This is a genomic window from Streptomyces changanensis, from assembly GCF_024600715.1.
In the GTDB taxonomy this organism is placed as follows: domain Bacteria; phylum Actinomycetota; class Actinomycetes; order Streptomycetales; family Streptomycetaceae; genus Streptomyces; species Streptomyces changanensis.
In genome coordinates, this window is the sequence record NZ_CP102332.1 from 238,632 (window position 1) to 254,148 (window position 15,517).

Sequence of the window (15,517 nt, forward strand, 5' to 3'; positions counted from 1 at the left end):
CGGGCGCCGGCGGACGTCGAGCCGCCGGCGCCCGGGGGTCACGGGCGGGGGCCGATGGTGTGGGGGCCGTCGCGGACGACGATGGCCAGGGCGGGGCAGGAGTCGGCGGCGTCCAGGGCGCGCTCGTCCGCGGGGATCCGGGCGTGCACCGGTGCGGCGTGGGTGTCCTCCAGGCGGAAGAGGTCGGGCGCCAGCGCGGCGCACATGCCCGAGCCCATGCACCGGCCCTGGTCGACCTCCGTGGTCCAGGTCACCGGGTCACCACCCCACCGGCATCTCGCGGGGGCCGCGGACCAGCATCTGGTTCTTCCAGACGATGTCGCCGGCGAGGTGGAGGTCGGGGAAGCGGGTGAGGAGCGCCCGCAGGGCCTCCTGGAGTTCGAGGCGGGCGAGGGGCGCACCGAGGCAGTGGTGGACGCCGTGGCCGAAACCGAGGTGCTGCACGTGGGTGCGGGTGATGTCGAGCCGGCCGGGGGCGGTGAACTTCAGGGCGTCCCTGTTGGCGGCCCCGACCGCGACGAGGACGGGCTCCCCGGCGCGCACGAGCGTGCCGCCCACCTCGATGTCCTCCTTCGCGTACCGGGGGAAGGCGGCGCCGCTGCCCAGCGGCACGAAGCGCAGGAGTTCCTCGACGGCGCCCGCGAGGAGTTCGGGGCGGTCGCGGAGCAGCGCGAGCTGGTCGGGGTGTTCGAGGAGGGCGTACAGGAAGTTGGGGATCTGGCTCGCCGTGGTCTCGTGCCCGGCGACGAGGATGCCGACGCACAGGTCGACCAGTTCGAGTTCGGTGAGGCGGTCGCCCGAGTCGCGTGCGTCGATGAGCGCGGTCATGAGGTCCTGCCGGGGGCGCTCGCGGTGGTCGCGGATCAGCCCGGACATGTACGCGCGCAGCTCCTCGCGGTTGCGCTGGAACTCCTCGGCGGTCAGGGAGCTGGTCGACAGGACGGCGTCGCTCCAGACGCGGAACTTCGGCCGGTCCTCCTCCGGGACGCCGAGCATCCGGCAGATGACGGCGACGGGGATGGGCAGGGCGTAGTGCTCGACGAGGTCGACGGGCGGGCCGGCGGCCTCCATCCCGTCGAGGAAGCCGTGCGCCAGGTCCCGCACCTGCGGGCGCAGCTTCTCGACCTGGTGCACGGTGAACGCCTTCGCCACGAGGGTGCGCAGGCGGGTGTGTTCCGGCGGGTCCATGCCGAGGATGCCGGAGTCCTGCTGCGCGGGGGACTGCCGCGGCTCGTCGTGGAACACGGCGTCCGCCCGGCCGAAGCGCCGGTCGCCGAGGACGAGGCGGGCGTCGGCGTAGCGGGTGGCGAGCCAGGCGGGCTCGCCGTAGGCCATGCGGACGCGTAAGAGCCCCGGGTGGTCCAGGGCGTCGGTGTAGGCGTCGGCCAGGCCCAGACCCTCCGGTTCGTTGAAGGGGTAGGCCAGCGGTGCCTGCTCGCGAGCGGTCGTCACGGGGAAACCTCCCTGGTGTAAGCAGCTGCTTACCAACCTAGAGTTGGCCCCGAGAGCGGTCAACGGCGCCTCCGGCCGACGGGGTTGGAACGCGCCTTCGAACGACGGGACGGGGGCGGCCGGTGGGCGGGTGGGCGGGTGCCGGAACGGCGCGGTGCGGTGACGGAGCGGTACGGACGGAGCCGGGCGGGACGGTGGGAGCGGGCGGGACGGTGGGAGCGGGCCGGACGGTGGGAGCGGCCGGGCCCGGGGCGGGTCGGGGTCGGGAGGGTGCCGAGGCGGCTGCGGAGGCGGGCGGTGGTGGCCGTGTCGTGCGCGCGTCGGGCGGGACGACGCGCGAGCGGCTGCTCGCGGCCGCGTCCGAGCTGTTCGCCGAACGGGGTTACGAGCGGGCGACGGTACGGGACATCGCCGGGCGGGCGGGACTCAACCAGGCACTGCTCTTCCGTCACTTCGGCTCGAAGCGGGCCCTCTTCGGCGAGGTGGTGTCGCGGGACGGACTGGAGCAGCTGCGGGGCACCCCGCCGGAGCGCCTGGTGGAGACCGTGCTGGCGAGCATGCTCACCCCGGTGGGCGACGGCGCGGACGACGACGGCGCGGCGGACGACGGCCGGACGGGGGCCGCGCGGTCGCTGGAGACGCTGCTGCGCTCGGTGGGCGCGGGTGACGAGGTGTCGGCGGCGGTCACGACGCTGGGCGACGAGTACGCCCGGGTGCTCGCCACTCTCAGCGACGCCGACGACCGCGGGCTGCGGGCGGACCTCGCCCTGTCGTGGCTGCTCGGCATCGGGCTGATGCGCGTCGTGGTAGGCAAGCGCCCGCTGGCGGACGCGGATCCGGGCGAGGTCAGCCGGCTCGTCGTGGGCGCGCTGGGCGGCCTGCTGGAGGGGATGCCGCCCGTCGACGGGCGCGCGGAGCCCCCGCGCTGACGCCCGGCGGCGCCCCCGCGAGGTCGCCCTCGCGAGGTCGTCCTCGACGGGGGCGCGCACGGCTGAGGTGCGCGCGTGCGTCCCCGGCGCCCGGGGTCGCTACCGCGCGCGGGTCGCCTCCAGGGTGCGCGCGAGCCGCGGCCCCAGCCACCGCTTGAAGCGGCGCAGCGGCTCCAGCCCGTGGGCCGCACGGTCGAGCCGGTAGTAGAGCTGGGGCGGGACGTACGGCAGGAGCGGGGAGTGCCGCTGCCCGAGCAGGGCGAACATCTGCGCCGGGTCGAGCCGCGCGTACCGCGGCAGGTTCTCGTACCAGCGGGCGCTGTAGCGGGCCGCGCTGCGCAGCGGGAGGAGCGCGGCGGTGCGTTCCCGCTCGTACCGGGCGAGGGCGGTGGGCAGGGACGGCGCGGTGCGCAGCGCGCCGGCCAGCGCCATGGCGTCCTCCAGGGCGAGGGTGGTGCCCGCGCCGACGGAGTAGTGGGTGGTGTGGGCGGCGTCGCCCAGCAGGACGAGGTTGTCCCGGTGCCAGGTCCGGTTGGTCAGGGTGCGGAAGGACCGCCACCGGGCGCCGCCCTCGCCCTGGGGGCCGCCGATCAGCCGGTGGCCGTCCAGCGGCCCGGCGAAGAGCTCCTCCAGCAGGCGCAGGCCCTCCGGGTCGGACACCCGGTCGAGGCCGAGGCCCCGCCACGCCTCGGGCGGGCACTCGACGACGCAGGTGCTGCCGTCCGGACCGTACGGGTAGGCGTAGCACCACACCCAGCCGTGCGGGGTCTCGGCGAAGGCGAAGGTGAAGGTCGCGAAGGTCTTCGTGGTGCCGAGCCACGCGTACGTGTTCCGGCCGGTCTCGATCTCCGTGCCGAAGTGGTCGGCGTGGTGGGCGCGCAGGGCGCTGTGCACGCCGTCGGCGGCGACGACGAGGTCCGCGTCGGGCGGTCCGTCGGCGGGGGTGACCTCGTGGGAGTGGACCAGGCGCACGCCGAGCTCCCGCGCGCGGTGGGCGAGGACGTCGAGCAGCCGGTGCCGGCCGATGCCGAAGCCCTCGTCGCCCGGGCGGGCGGTCGTGGTGCCGCGGATGTGGGCGACTCCGCCGCTCCAGCGGACCGAGGCGTCGCGGACGGCGCGGGCGGACGCGGGGTCGTGGGCGTGCAGCCGGTCGAGGAGCCCGCCCCAGTAGGTGACGCCCCACCCATAGGTCGAGCCGGCCGGGTCGCGTTCGAGGACGGTGACGTCATGGCGCGGGTCCTGCCGCCTCATGAGGATCGAGAAGTAGAGCCCGGCGGGGCCTCCACCGACGCAGACGACCTTCATGTGCCCTCCCACCGCCTGCCCGATACGCCTGGTTCGCCGTGGAATGTACCAGTCGGTATCGCGGCGGCCCGGACAGCTCGCCGGACCGTCCACCGTCGGGCGGCAGGGTCCCGTGACCGGGAGGCGCCGTGGGGGCGGGCGGCCACACCGGGCCGCGAACGCGCCGGATCGGCGGCCGCGTCCGGGCCGGGACTCCGGCTGCCCGGGGCCGCCCCGGCAGGGCGTGCTCCGGGTGGCGCCCGGGCGGCCGGACACACGGTCCCGGTCCCGGGTCCGGGCAGGTCGGAGGGGTCGCGGGGGGGCGGGGCAGGTGGATGAGGGGGCGGGCGGCGGGTACACGGTGGGGATGACACACGACAGCCACGGGCCCGCCCTGCCGGACGGTCGCGGACCGGTATCCGGCGCCGTCGCCGCGTACCTGCGCGGAACCGGCCCCCTGCCCTCGGACGAGGCGGTACACACCGCGGACGTCTACGGTGACGACCTCCAGCTCGCCCTGTACCTCTGCTACGAGCTGCACTACCGCGGCTTCGCCGGTGTCGACCCCGACCTTGAGTGGGAGCCGCGACTCCTGGGGACCCGCCGGGCCATGGAGCGGCGCTTCCTCGCCGCGCTGCGGGCGGACACGCCCGTGCACGACACGGTGGAGGACGCGCTCAAGGAACTGCTGGTGGAGCCGGCCGAGGGGACCGGCGTCTCCCACTACCTGCGGGACGAGGGGCAGCTGTGGCAGCTGCGCGAGTACGCGGTCCACCGCTCGCTGTACCACCTGAAGGAGGCCGATCCGCACGCCTGGGTGCTGCCCCGCCTGTGGGGGCGGGCCAAGGCCGGCATGGCGGCGGTCGAATTCGACGAGTACGGCGGCGGCCGGCCCGAGCGCGTCCACGCGCGGCTCTTCGCCGACCTGATGGAGGACCTCGGCTTGGACCCCGCCTACGGCCGCTACCTCGACGCCGGCTGCGCCCCCATGCTCGCCCTCGTCAACCTCATGTCCCTCCTCGGCCTGCACCGCTCGCTGCGCGGGGCCCTGGTGGGGCACTTCGCCGACGTCGAGATCACCTCGTCGCCGGGCTCGCGCAGGCTGGCGGAGGCCATGCGCCGCACCGGTGCGGGCCGGGCCGCCGAGTTCTTCTACGACGAGCACGTCGAGGCGGACGCGGTGCACGAGCAGATCGTGCGCAGGGACGTCATCGGCGGGCTGCTCGCCGAGGAACCGCACCTGGCGGACGACGTCGTGTTCGGCATCGACGTCACCGAGTACCTGGAGCGGCGGCTCGGCGACCATCTGTTGGGCCTGTGGCGTGAGGGACGGTCGTCACTCAAGACGACCCAAGAGAATTCTGTTGCCGTATGAGAATGCCGGGTACTCGGAGACGCATGAATCTGCTGGTACCGCCAGGGGTCTACACCCCGCAGGATGACACGGCCCTCCTGACGGAGGCGCTCGACACCGTGCCGCTGCGTGAGGGCACGCGGGTACTCGACATCGGTACGGGGTCGGGCGCCCTCGCCCTGGAGGCCGCCCGTCGAGGCGGGCGGGTCACGGCCGTGGACGTCTCCCGCAGGGCGGTGCTCGCGACCCGTCTCAACGCCGCGCTCGCCGGGGTCCGGGTCCGCGCCGTCCGCGGCGACCTGCTGTCCCCCGTGGCCGGCGAGTCGTTCGACCTGATCATGGCCAATCCGCCCTACGTACCGGACCCGGACGGTGCCCGCCGGCCGCGCGGCGCGGCACGCGCCTGGGACGCGGGCCACGACGGCCGCCTGATCCTGGACCGGATCTGTCGCGAGGCTCCCGGGCTGCTGCGTCCGGACGGCACGCTGCTGCTGGTGCACTCGGTACTGAGCGACCCGGACCGCACCCTGGAGCACCTCCGGTCCGCGGGGCTGCGGGCCGAGGTGGCGGACCGCCGCTGGGTCGCCTTCGGGCCCGTCCTGCGCTCCCGGCACGGCTGGCTGCGCGAGCGCGGCCTGCTCTCCCACGACGACGACAAGGAAGAGCTGGTGGTGATCCGTGCCCAACGATGACGCTCCGCGCCGCGTCACCCTGCCGCGCAAGGGCCCGATGCTGGTGGAGGGACCGGTCGAGGTCGAGCTGGAGGACGGAACGGTGGTCTCGTCGGACCGCTTCCGCGTCGCCCTGTGCACCTGTCACCGCAGTCGGCGCTACCCCTGGTGCGACACCAGCCACCGCCGCTCCGCCCCACCCCGGGAGACCCGCCAGTAGGCCGCCCGCCCCGGACGAACCGCCCGCCCCGCCCACCCGGTGGGGCGGGCGCCGCCGTGTTCGGTGCTCCCCGGCGGCCGTTCCGCGGTCACTCGGCCCCTGATGCCGCCGGCTCGGGCTCCGGGGGCCCGTCGCAGAAGCCGGTCCGGCAGCAGACGGGCAGGAGGTCGGGGACGGCCTCCCGGACGCGCCGCAGCCGGGCCCGGTCGGGCTCCACCACGGTGAGGATCTCGAAGGCGGTCCCGGCGTCCCCCACGCAGCGGCCCGACACCACCTCCCCGTACAGCGACCACAGGCCCTGCCGGGTGATGGTCCGGCACCGCTCCGGCAGGTCGAGGCCGCGCCGGGCGGACACGGGGTCGGTGCCCTCACCCGCCACCGTGAGCTGCAGGAGGTCCAGGAACCAAGTGCGGGCCGCCGGCGGAATCGTGTCCGCGAGGGCGGCGAGGGCGACAGAGGTCACCGCGGGGGCCGGCTCCCACAGGGTGGCCGGGGACCATACGTGGCCCTCCAGGAGACCGTCGGGGCCGCCGGGGGCGGGAGTCTCCCGGGCGGACTCCAGGAGGTCCCGCGCCAGGTGGGCGGCGGAGGCGCCGCACCCGCACGTCATGCGCTCCCAGTCGTGGCGGGCAGCCTCCGCCCTGATCAGTCTCATGGCCGCCCACCCTACGGGGCCGCCGGAGCCCCCACCGAACGCGTGTCGGGGGCCGCGGCCGGACGGCCGCGGCCCCCGACACGGGTGGCGCGCACAGCGCTGCTGGTGGTGCCGGCACGCCGGAGCCGGGCGTGCCGCCGGGACTCAGATGCGGCCGCCCGTCAGACGGGTGACCGGGCCGTGGGCGCGCAGGACGGACCTGCGCCCACCGGCGTAGGCGCCGACGGCCACGGCTGTCGCGGCCGCCGCGACACCGCCGGCGGTGACGGCGTTGGCCTTCAGGAGGCCGAGCGCCGGTACGGCGGCCTTGCGCCACACGCCGTTGACCGTCGACGTCAGGGCCTGGGCCTGGGTGGCGAGCACGCCCCCGGTCGCCTTGCCCGCCTCGCCCGCGCCGTCGGTGGCGGCGCGGGTCGTGTCGCGGGCCGTCCTTCTGGCCGTGCTGGTGGCGGTGCGGGCCCGCCCGTTCGCGGCACTGGTGTCGGTGGCCGTGTCCTTGCCGCTGCTCTTGTTCTTGTCCGTTTCACTCATGGGGTGCGCCTAACCCGTCTTCAGCCGCGAAAACCGGTTCAGGTAAGGCGGCTTGAAGTGGACGGGTTCCCGGGCGCCCGCCCCGCTCGTGGCTCCGGCTGCCGACTCCGCTCGGGCGCCGGTGAGTTGTCCGCCCTCCGGTGCGGGCGGGTGCGTCCGACCCGGTGCGGGCGGGTGCGTGCGGGTGCGTGCGGCCCGGTGCGGGCTCGCCCAAGGCGGTGGTGGGGAGGAGGGTGTCGGGCGCCGCACCCGCGCGGGCGTCGTCGCCGTACGGGGTCTCCGGCAGGGCGGGCCGGTGTACCGGCCGTCCTCGGCGCCAAAGGCAGGTAGCCGCCCGGCGCCGTGGGGAAGGGGGGGTCGCGGGCGGAGTGCGTCGCGCCACGCGGGGAGGGCCGCGGAACGGACCCGTGGGGGAAGTCCTGGGGAGGGCGAGAGGTGGAGTCGTGGGAGGGAGGGGCGTGGGACCGTCGGTGGGGTGGGGTCAGCGACGGCCGGCCGGCTCGCCGGCGCCCGTGGTGTCGAAGAGGGAGTACGCCTCCGTGAGGTCGAGCAGGTGCCTCGGCTGGTCCTGGAGGCCAGTGAGGACCATGCGGCTCCCGTCGCCCTGGACGCGACGGCGCAGCCTCAGCAGCAGGTTGAGGCCGGTGGAGTCCATGAAGGAGACACCCGACAGGTCGAGGCGCAGCGTCTTGCCGCCCACCGGGAGGACGGTGCACGCCTCCTCGACGCGGGGGCAGGTGGTGAGGTCCATCTCGCCCGTGACGGCGACGACGGTGCCGTATGGGTGGTGGGTGACGGCGACGGTGAAGGTATCGGACATGGTTCGCCCCTCTCGGGGATCGAGCCCATGACGGCCGCCTCGGGGGGCGCCCGTCGAGCGCGCGGCGTCGGGCCGCGCGCAGCCGAGCGAGAACCACCCGTACCGTGACCGGGCCACCGACCGTGACCCCGGGACGGCGCGGGGTTCCCCCGCCAGACCAGGCTGGCTCCTGCCACAGTGACACACCGCGAGCGCCCGGTGCCAGTGGCTCCCGCCTCCGTACGCGCGCGGGGCGGGGCACGGCCGGCGACCCGTGCGCGGGGGCGCGGGACGGCCGCCGTGCGGGCGCCCCGGGGCGTGGGCGGGGCGCGTTCCCCCACCGGTGTGGTCCGTTCGGCTGACATGTGGCCGCCGACTTCCTAGAGTTACGGGTCTCAGGTGTTCCGGGGGGTGCCATGAGACAACCGGCCGGCAGGGGGCGACTCGTCCTCCTCTGTGTCTTCCTGGTGGTGCTGGGCGGTCCGTGGTCACGTGACGTACTCCTCGAATGGTCGACGGACCACGTCGGGCTGGAGCTGCTGCGCCGGGCACTGTTCGTACCGGGATGGCAGCCGGAGCCCGGGTCGCACCCCTTCCTGCGCGCCTACGCCTGGTTGGGCGGGCTGACGCTGATCGGGCTGATCGCCGGGATCCTGCTGCTCGTCCCCCGGCTGGTGGGCCGGGCGCCCGCGGGCGGTGTGCGGTGGGCGGCCTCCGCCGGTACCGGGGTGTTCCTCTCGGTGGGCAGCAGCACGCTGGCCTGGCTGGCCGTCGAGACCGTCGAGCCGGGCCTCCTCCTCGCCTTCGGCCAGGGCGGCTCCTTCCCGGTGCTGTTCGTCGACGGGCTGGTCTTCGGCGTGCTGCTGGGCCTCCTCATCGCCGTCGTCGGGTACGGCCGGGCCCCGAAGGCCCCGGGCGCCGTGCGCCCCGCGGCGTCCCGCAACCGTGAACGGAGTGCCGCCGTGTCCGACTTACCCGACGATCGGCCGGTGGCCGTCGCGACCGGCACGTCGCCCGGCGACGTGACCCGCTACCTGTGCGCCGCCGCGTACACCGACCCGGCCTTCGCCGACCGCGTCGTGGAGGACGTGCTGGGCGACGGGCTCGGCGCCATCGCCGCCTCGCCGGGCGTCGACCTGGTGCCGGTGGCGCGGCACAGCCTGACCGCGGGCAGGCTGCGCCGCGAGCGGGACCGCAGGCTGACCGCCGCCTTCGGTCTCGTCGCGGTGTTCGCCCCCCTGTGGCTGCTGTTCGCGCGGCTCGCCCTGGGGGCGCTCGGGTCGGCGTCGCGGACGCGTCGGCGCGCGGTGCGGGGGCGGGAGCTGCCGCCCACGTCGGCGACGTCGTGGCGACTTGCCGGTACGGCGGGCGCGCTGCTCGTCGCCGGGGTGCTGCTGGGCGCCGCCCTGTCGGCGGTCCCCTTCCCCGGGCCGCTGGCCTGGCTGACCGGCGGCTACCTGTGGGGGGTCCCCGCGCTCCTCGCCGTGGTGGCCTGCTGCGCCCTGGTGGTGCGGACCGTCGTGGACGAGGAGCTGGACGTGGACGCGCGACTGCGGGGCGCGTTGCGGCGCGACACGTTCGACCCGGAGAGGTTGCCGCGACCGGGGCACCTGGAGCCGTGGGCGGCCGCGCGGATCGCGGCCGTGGCCGACGCCCAGCGGGGCAACGTCAGCTGCTACAGCGGCCATTCACCGTTCGTCGGGTACGGCAGGCGCGACGGGGAGTGGACGCTGTCGGTGCCGCTGCTGCCCGCCGACCCGGGTCCGGGCGGGGAGCGCGGTCCCCGGACCGTCGGCGGCTTCGACGCCTGGGACGTCGTGGAGCGGCTGCGGCACCGGTTGCGCGGGGCGGCACAGGAGCCGGGGGCGCCCCTGCGGGGCGTCGGAAGCGGGGATCGGGCCACCGGACGGGCCGCCGCGGAACGTGACGGGGCCGGTGGGTGGGACGGCGCGGGCGGGCGGGACGGCCTCGGCGGGCGGCCCGGCGCGGAGGGGCGCATCGAGGGGCTGGTGGTGGAGGACCGGGTGTTCGTCAGCGGCAGGGAGGTCGTACGGGACGGGCGGCTGCTGCCCGACCCGCTGCGGCCGCCCGCCACGCGGCTGCCCACCGAGGCGCTGCGGTGGATCGCGCGGCGCCCGGACGGTGTCGCGCGGCACTTCCTCGCCTCCCACGTACCGCTGTGGGGCGGGGAGATCGTGCCGACGCACTTCCTGCACGTGGCGGTGGAGGGTAGGACGTTGCACCTGCGGTGCGAGCGGTTCGTCCTGGGGCCGGTACGGCGTGACCTGCATGTGGTGGACCTGCTGCCGGCGGGCGCCCCCACCGCACGGCGGCGCCGCTCGTTGGCGCTGCGGGCGCTGCGGCGGTCGGGGGGCGCGCTGTGGGCGGCGCCGCGGTCGTGCCTGTCGGACGCCCTCGCCGACCGGCGCAGGCGGGTGCGTCGGCGCCACGAGGCGCGGGCCGCGGGCGACGACCCCGCGTACGACCGCGGCGCGCGGATCAGCGTCCGCGAGGCCGCGCAGGGGCCCGAGTACTTCCACCACTTCCAGCTGGTCGACGCCCTGCGGACGCTGAACGCCCTCGACCGGCACGCGCTGGCGGCCGTCCGGGACTTCCTCGACGACCACGGGGTCGACACGACCGACTTCCGGACCCAGACCCAGACCATCCTCAACCACGGCGTGCTGCAGACGGGCGGGGTGAGCGTGGTCGGGAACCAGGCCGTCGGCACCGGCGCCCAGGCGACCGCGAAGTCGACCACGGCGCGGGCCGGTGGCCCGCCGCCGCCGTCCGGCCCCACGGCCACCCGATGACAGGAGGGAACGTGCCCCGTCAAGCCGATCCGTCGCCCGGCGAGCCGGGCGAGGCCCGCGTGCTCAACTTCGGCGTCCAGCAGTACGGGGGGCAGAGCTCCGTCGGCAACCAGGCGGTCGGTCCGGGCGCGCGCGCCGTGGCCGCCCATGTCTCGGTGCAGGCGCCGTCGGCGGACCAGCGGGCCGAGGTGGAGGCCCTGCTGCTGCTCGTCGAGCGGTTGCTGGACGAGCACCGGGCCGCGCTGCCGGACCAGGAGTCGCCCCGTACCGAACTGCGCCGGTTGCGCGAGGAGCTGGACGAGGGAGAGCCGGAGCCGGGGGTGGTGCGGCGGGCCCTGGAGCGGCTGGCGCTGTTCGCCCAGCCCGCGGCGCCGCTGGCGGCCGCCGTGGCCGAACTGACGCGGGTCGTGCAGTCCTTCTGACGCCGCTCACCTCGTGCGGGCTTCTGGTCCAGACCTCTTGACGAAAGGTCTGGACCAGAAGACCCTGGCCTTCCGTCGAGTGCCGTCGAGCGCCTGTCGCATCCGTCGGGCGCCGTCGAGGGTGGCGCCCGGGGGACGTCGAGGGACGCCGGGGAAGGAGCGCGGACATGCCGCGACACGGAAGGACGTCACTGGCTCTGGGGCTCGCCGCGGCGGTCCTCGCGCACCTGCCGGCCGCGGCGCTCCCCGCGGCCGCCCGGCCGGCGCCCGTCGGTGCCGGGGCGCCCGCCGGCGGGGTGCCCGCCCCGGCGACGTGCCCGCTCAAGCCACGGCCCGCCGGGAAGGTCCTCCAGGGGTACTGGGAGAACTGGGACGGCGCCGCCAACGGCGTCCACCCGCCCTTCGGCTGGACCCCGATCACCGACCCGCGCATCAGGCCGCACGGCTACAACGTCGTCACCACCGCCTTTCCCGTGATCCGGTCGGACGGCACGGCGCTGTGGGAGAACGGCATGGACACCACCGTGAAGGTGCCCACGCCGGCCGAGATGTGCGAGGCCAAGGCGGCCGGGCTCACCGTGCTGCTCTCCATCGGCGGCGCCACCGCGGGGATCGACCTGAACTCCACCGCCGTCGCGGACCGGTTCGTCGCCACGGTCGTGCCCATCCTGAAGGCCCACAACTTCGACGGCATCGACATCGACATCGAGACCGGCCTCGTCGGCAGCGGCGACGTCACCCGGCCCTCGCCCTCTCAGGCCAACCTCATGCGCATCATCGACGGCATCCTGGAACGCATGCCCCCGGGCTTCGGACTGACCATGGCCCCGGAGACGGCCTACGTCACCGGCGGAAGCGTGGTCTACGGCTCCATCTGGGGCGCCTATCTGCCCCTCGTGAAGAAGTACGCGGACAACGGCCGTCTGTGGTGGCTGAACATGCAGTACTACAACGGCAGCATGTACGGGTGCTCCGGCGACTCCTACGAGGCCGGCACGGTCGCCGGCTTCACCGCCCAGACCGACTGCCTGGACCGGGGGCTCGTCGTGCAGGGCACCACCATCCGCGTCCCGTACGACCGGCAGGTGCCCGGGCTGCCCGCGCAGCGGGGAGCCGGTGGCGGCTACATGCCGCCGGCCACCGTCGCCCAGGCGTGGAAGGCGTACGGCGGCCGGCTGAAGGGGCTCATGACCTGGTCGCTCAACTGGGACGGGTCACGGAACTGGACCTTCGGCGACAACGTCCGGGCCCTCCAGGGCCGCTGACGGACCGCCGGGACCGGCCCGGCCGAGTGTCTGCCCGGTACGCGCGCGGGGATCCGCCCGGCGCGGGCCGGGCCCCGCCTCAGGCGACGGCCACCCCGGCCGGGAGCACGACCTCCCACGTGTCCACCGCGTGGAGCGTGCGCATGCCGTGCGCCTCGTAGACGCGCAGGGCGCCCGTCTCGTTCTGCGTGTCCACACCGAGGCCGATCGTGTCGCGCCCCCGCGCCGCGTAGACGGCGAACGCGTGGCGCAGCAGGTGCCCGGCGACGCCCCGGCCCCGGAACGACCGGCGCACCCCGATGTTGCCGATCCAGGCCATGTTCTTGCGGTCGTCGCGCGAGAACAGCACGGCGGCGTCCTCGGCCCCGACCGAGGCGATCCACACGAGCGACCAGTCGATGCGGTCACCGCCCCCGATGTCGTCGAGCCACTGCGCGTAGGTGCGGGGCTGGTGGTCGAAGTGCTCCGAGAACGTCTCCTGGAGCAGGGCGTGGGCGCGCTGCCGGTCCACGTCGTCCCGGCAGTCGCGCAGCACCACACCGGCGGGCGGCTCGGGCGCGGCCTGGTCGGCGGCGGAGAGCGGACGGGTCATCACGTGGTAGCGCCGCACCCGGCGCCAGCCCCGACGGGCGATCATGTCGAGGTCGGTGGTGGGCTCGGCGTTGAGGTGCAGGTGGAGCACCGCGCGGGACGCGCCGTTGGCGCGGGCCCGGTCCGCGGCGCGGTCCTCGGCGAACGCGAGCAGCCGCTCCCCGGCGGCCTCGTGACCGGGCAGCACGTAGTGGTCGGCGTCGATGCGCTCGCCCTGGGACTCGTCCCACACGAGGGCGTAGGCGACGAGCCGGTCGCCGTCGAAGGCGAGCCAGGAGTCCCGGGCGAGGTCGACCTCGGGGTGGGCGAGGTCCGCCTCGACGGAGTGCAGGTCCGTGTCGGGCCTGCCCGTCTCGATCGTGTCGATCTCGTTGAGCAGCGCGCATATGAGCGACGCGTCCCCGGTGGTGGCGGGGCGGACGGCGTAGGGGGCTTCCGAATGCATCAGGCCACTCTCGGACCGTGGCCACGTCCCCGGCAAACGATTTCCCGCACCCGACGCCCCTCCCCCATGCCCGATCGGTACCGAACCGGGAGCGAGGGCCACCGGCCGGCGTCACGCCTCCGCCAGGGGCCCGCAGCGCACACCGGCGGGCGACGCCGTTCACGGGACGTCGTCCGGGCCACTGCCTCGTCCGTGCGCGCCCGCTCGTCGTCGTGCACGGGGCCCGTGCGGTCGGTCACGCGCGCGGTCCCGTACCGGGGCACGACCCGTCGGCGGTGGTGGCGGCCGGGATCCCGACCCGGGTGACGCGGTCCCCGGCCGCCGGTGCCGTGCACGGCGTTCTCGAAGGGGAGCATCGCCCCGGGGAGACGGTCCGACGCCCTGCTGACGGGTGCGCGCCACGAAGCGTGTCGAGACGACGGCGCGCACGTCCGCCGGGGCGGCGGACGTGCGCGGGGTGCCGTCGGCAGGCCGGGCGGGTCGCACGGGGCCGGTCGGCCGGGGCCGCGGACGGGGGCGTGCGGGCGGTGGACGGGAGGGTCAGGGGCGCAGGGAGACGGGCTCGGTGGGGGCGTCGGGGGTGCCGCCGGCGGCGTGGGCCGACAGCGGTGTCGCGATCTCCTCCAGGGACTTGCGCTCCGCCGCGACGGCGAAGAAGAGGGCGACGAGACCGCCCACGACCATCACGGCCGCGCCGAGGCAGAAGGCCAGCACCGTGTCGCCGACCACCCCGCTCTCGGTGAGCTCGGCGAAGATGAGCGGGCCGGAGATGCCGCCGGCCGCCGTGCCGACCGCGTAGAAGAACGCGATGGCCATGGCTCGGGTCTCCATCGGGAAGATCTCGCTGACGGTCAGGTACGCCGAGCTGGCGCCCGCCGAGGCGAAGAAGAGGACCACGCACCAGCAGGCGGTGAGCGTCGTCGCGGTCAGCACCTCCTGGCCGAAGAGCCACGCGGTGACGAAGAGCAGGGCGCCCGACAGCAGGTACGTGCCGGCGATCATCGGGCGGCGGCCCCAGGTGTCGAAGAGCCGGCCCAGCGTCAGGGGGCCGAGGAAGTTGCCGAGCGCGATCACCGCGAAGAAGTAGCCGGTCGAACCGCTCGGGACGTCGTAGAACGTCGCGAGGATCGCGCCGAAGCCGAAGGTGATGGCGTTGTAGAGGAACGCCTGCCCGACGAAGAGGGCGAAGCCGAGGACGGCGCGCCGGGGGTAGGTGCGTACCAGGGTCCGGGCGATCTCGGCGAAGCCGATGCTGTGCCGCTGCTTGATGGTGATGGAGCCGGCGGGCGGGGCGAGCGCCTTGCCGGTGTCCCGTTCGACCCGCCGCTCGGCGTCCGCGACGATCGCCTCGGCGCCCTCTTCACGGCCGTGGATGAACATCCAGCGCGGGCTCTCCGGGACGTGCCGCCGGACGAGCAGGACGGCGAGGCCGAGGACGACGCCGAGCCCGAAGGAGACGCGCCAGCCGATGTCCTTGGGGAGGATGTCGGTGTCGAGGAGCACGACGGACAGCAGCGAGCCGCCCATGGCGCCGAGCCAGAAGCTGCCGTTGATGACGAGGTCGACGCGGCCGCGGTACTTGCTGGGGATGAGCTCGTCGATCGCGGAGTTGATGGCCGCGTACTCACCGCCGATGCCCATGCCGGTGAGGAAGCGGAAGAGGAAGAACCACCAGGACGAGTAGGAGAACGCCGTCATCGCGGTGGCGCCGAGGTAGACCGCGAGGGTGATGAGGAAGAGCTTCTTGCGGCCGTAGCGGTCGGTCAGCCAGCCGAAGAGCAGGGCGCCCGAGCAGGCGCCCGCCACGTACAGGGCGGCGGCGACACCGGTGACCTGGGTGCTGCTGATGGCGAGGCCGCTGCCCTCCTCGGACAGCCGGCCCGCCATGTTGCCGACGATGGTGACCTCGAGCCCGTCGAGGATCCACACGGTGCCGAGCCCGATGACGATCATCCAGTGCCACCGCGACCACGGCAGCCGGTCCAGCCGGGCGGGGATCTGCGTCGTGACGGTCCCGTCCAGCGCCTGCCCGTCTTCTCTCATCGCTTACCTCCACGGCGTAAGGGGCCGCATCCACGTACCCCAT

The 15,517-nt window shown here is 75.1% G+C and carries 15 protein-coding genes; 7 read left to right on the forward strand and 8 right to left on the reverse strand.

Annotated elements, in window-relative coordinates; genetic code table 11:
- Positions 1-38 precede the first annotated feature (38 nt).
- Positions 39-254, reverse strand: coding sequence for a ferredoxin (locus NRO40_RS01060; RefSeq protein ID WP_079046835.1), 216 nt, complete (start codon positions 252-254; stop codon positions 39-41).
- Positions 255-258: 4 nt separating this feature from the next.
- The gene (locus NRO40_RS01065) at positions 259-1,452 is read right to left on the reverse strand and encodes a cytochrome P450 (RefSeq protein ID WP_058940776.1); all 1,194 of its coding nucleotides are present in this window, start codon (positions 1,450-1,452) and stop codon (positions 259-261) included.
- Between the two features lie 311 nt (positions 1,453-1,763).
- Here NRO40_RS01065 and NRO40_RS01070 point away from each other — a divergent pair, with 311 nt between their 5' ends.
- On the forward strand, positions 1,764-2,381 hold the full coding sequence (locus tag NRO40_RS01070) for a TetR/AcrR family transcriptional regulator (protein ID WP_058940775.1): 618 nt from the start codon (positions 1,764-1,766) through the stop codon (positions 2,379-2,381).
- A gap of 99 nt (positions 2,382-2,480) precedes the next feature.
- On the opposite strand, the gene NRO40_RS01075 is transcribed toward NRO40_RS01070, so the two are convergent.
- Entirely contained in the window at positions 2,481-3,686 is a 1,206-nt protein-coding gene (locus NRO40_RS01075; protein ID WP_058940774.1) for an FAD-dependent monooxygenase, read from the reverse strand.
- A gap of 346 nt (positions 3,687-4,032) precedes the next feature.
- Between NRO40_RS01075 and NRO40_RS01080 the strand changes: the two genes are divergently transcribed.
- Genes NRO40_RS01080 through NRO40_RS01090 form a run of 3 tightly spaced genes read left to right on the forward strand, consistent with a single transcriptional unit; the run spans position 4,033 to position 5,910 of the window.
- Positions 4,033-5,040: an iron-containing redox enzyme family protein gene (locus NRO40_RS01080; protein ID WP_058940773.1), complete on the forward strand. Its 1,008-nt coding sequence runs from the start codon at positions 4,033-4,035 to the stop codon at positions 5,038-5,040.
- 23 nt (positions 5,041-5,063) lie between these two features.
- Entirely contained in the window at positions 5,064-5,711 is a 648-nt protein-coding gene (locus NRO40_RS01085) for a HemK2/MTQ2 family protein methyltransferase (protein ID WP_058940772.1), read from the forward strand.
- Complete coding sequence (locus NRO40_RS01090) at positions 5,698-5,910, forward strand: CDGSH iron-sulfur domain-containing protein (RefSeq protein WP_058940771.1); 213 nt, start codon at positions 5,698-5,700, stop codon at positions 5,908-5,910. Before NRO40_RS01085 ends, NRO40_RS01090 begins: the two co-directional genes overlap by 14 nt.
- Positions 5,911-5,998: 88 nt before the next feature.
- Here the strand turns inward: NRO40_RS01090 and NRO40_RS01095 are convergent, their stop codons facing one another.
- From NRO40_RS01095 to NRO40_RS01105, 3 genes are all read right to left on the reverse strand, one after another.
- The gene (locus tag NRO40_RS01095; RefSeq protein ID WP_157901787.1) at positions 5,999-6,565 is read right to left on the reverse strand and encodes a hypothetical protein; all 567 of its coding nucleotides are present in this window, start codon (positions 6,563-6,565) and stop codon (positions 5,999-6,001) included.
- A 144-nt stretch (positions 6,566-6,709) separates the two neighbouring features.
- A complete protein-coding gene (locus NRO40_RS01100) occupies positions 6,710-7,096 on the reverse strand; it encodes a hypothetical protein (protein WP_058940769.1) in 387 nt (128 codons plus the stop codon).
- A gap of 481 nt (positions 7,097-7,577) precedes the next feature.
- Positions 7,578-7,916: an STAS domain-containing protein gene (locus tag NRO40_RS01105; protein WP_058940768.1), complete on the reverse strand. Its 339-nt coding sequence runs from the start codon at positions 7,914-7,916 to the stop codon at positions 7,578-7,580.
- A gap of 395 nt (positions 7,917-8,311) precedes the next feature.
- On the opposite strand from NRO40_RS01105, the gene NRO40_RS01110 reads away from it, so the two are divergent.
- From NRO40_RS01110 to NRO40_RS01120, 3 genes are all read left to right on the forward strand, one after another.
- Positions 8,312-10,708, forward strand: coding sequence for a hypothetical protein (locus tag NRO40_RS01110; protein ID WP_257375304.1), 2,397 nt, complete (start codon positions 8,312-8,314; stop codon positions 10,706-10,708).
- Positions 10,705-11,130 carry a DUF5955 family protein gene (locus NRO40_RS01115; protein WP_058940767.1) on the forward strand — a complete coding sequence of 142 codons (426 nt, stop codon included), beginning with the start codon at positions 10,705-10,707 and terminating at the stop codon, positions 11,128-11,130. Before NRO40_RS01110 ends, NRO40_RS01115 begins: the two co-directional genes overlap by 4 nt.
- Positions 11,131-11,297: 167 nt before the next feature.
- Positions 11,298-12,395: a chitinase gene (locus NRO40_RS01120; protein ID WP_257375305.1), complete on the forward strand. Its 1,098-nt coding sequence runs from the start codon at positions 11,298-11,300 to the stop codon at positions 12,393-12,395.
- Between the two features lie 79 nt (positions 12,396-12,474).
- Here the strand turns inward: NRO40_RS01120 and NRO40_RS01125 are convergent, their stop codons facing one another.
- A complete protein-coding gene (locus tag NRO40_RS01125; RefSeq protein WP_058940765.1) occupies positions 12,475-13,431 on the reverse strand; it encodes a GNAT family N-acetyltransferase in 957 nt (318 codons plus the stop codon).
- 540 nt (positions 13,432-13,971) lie between these two features.
- Positions 13,972-15,474 carry an MFS transporter gene (locus NRO40_RS01130; RefSeq protein WP_058940764.1) on the reverse strand — a complete coding sequence of 501 codons (1,503 nt, stop codon included), beginning with the start codon at positions 15,472-15,474 and terminating at the stop codon, positions 13,972-13,974.
- Between the last annotated feature and the right edge of the window lie 43 nt (positions 15,475-15,517).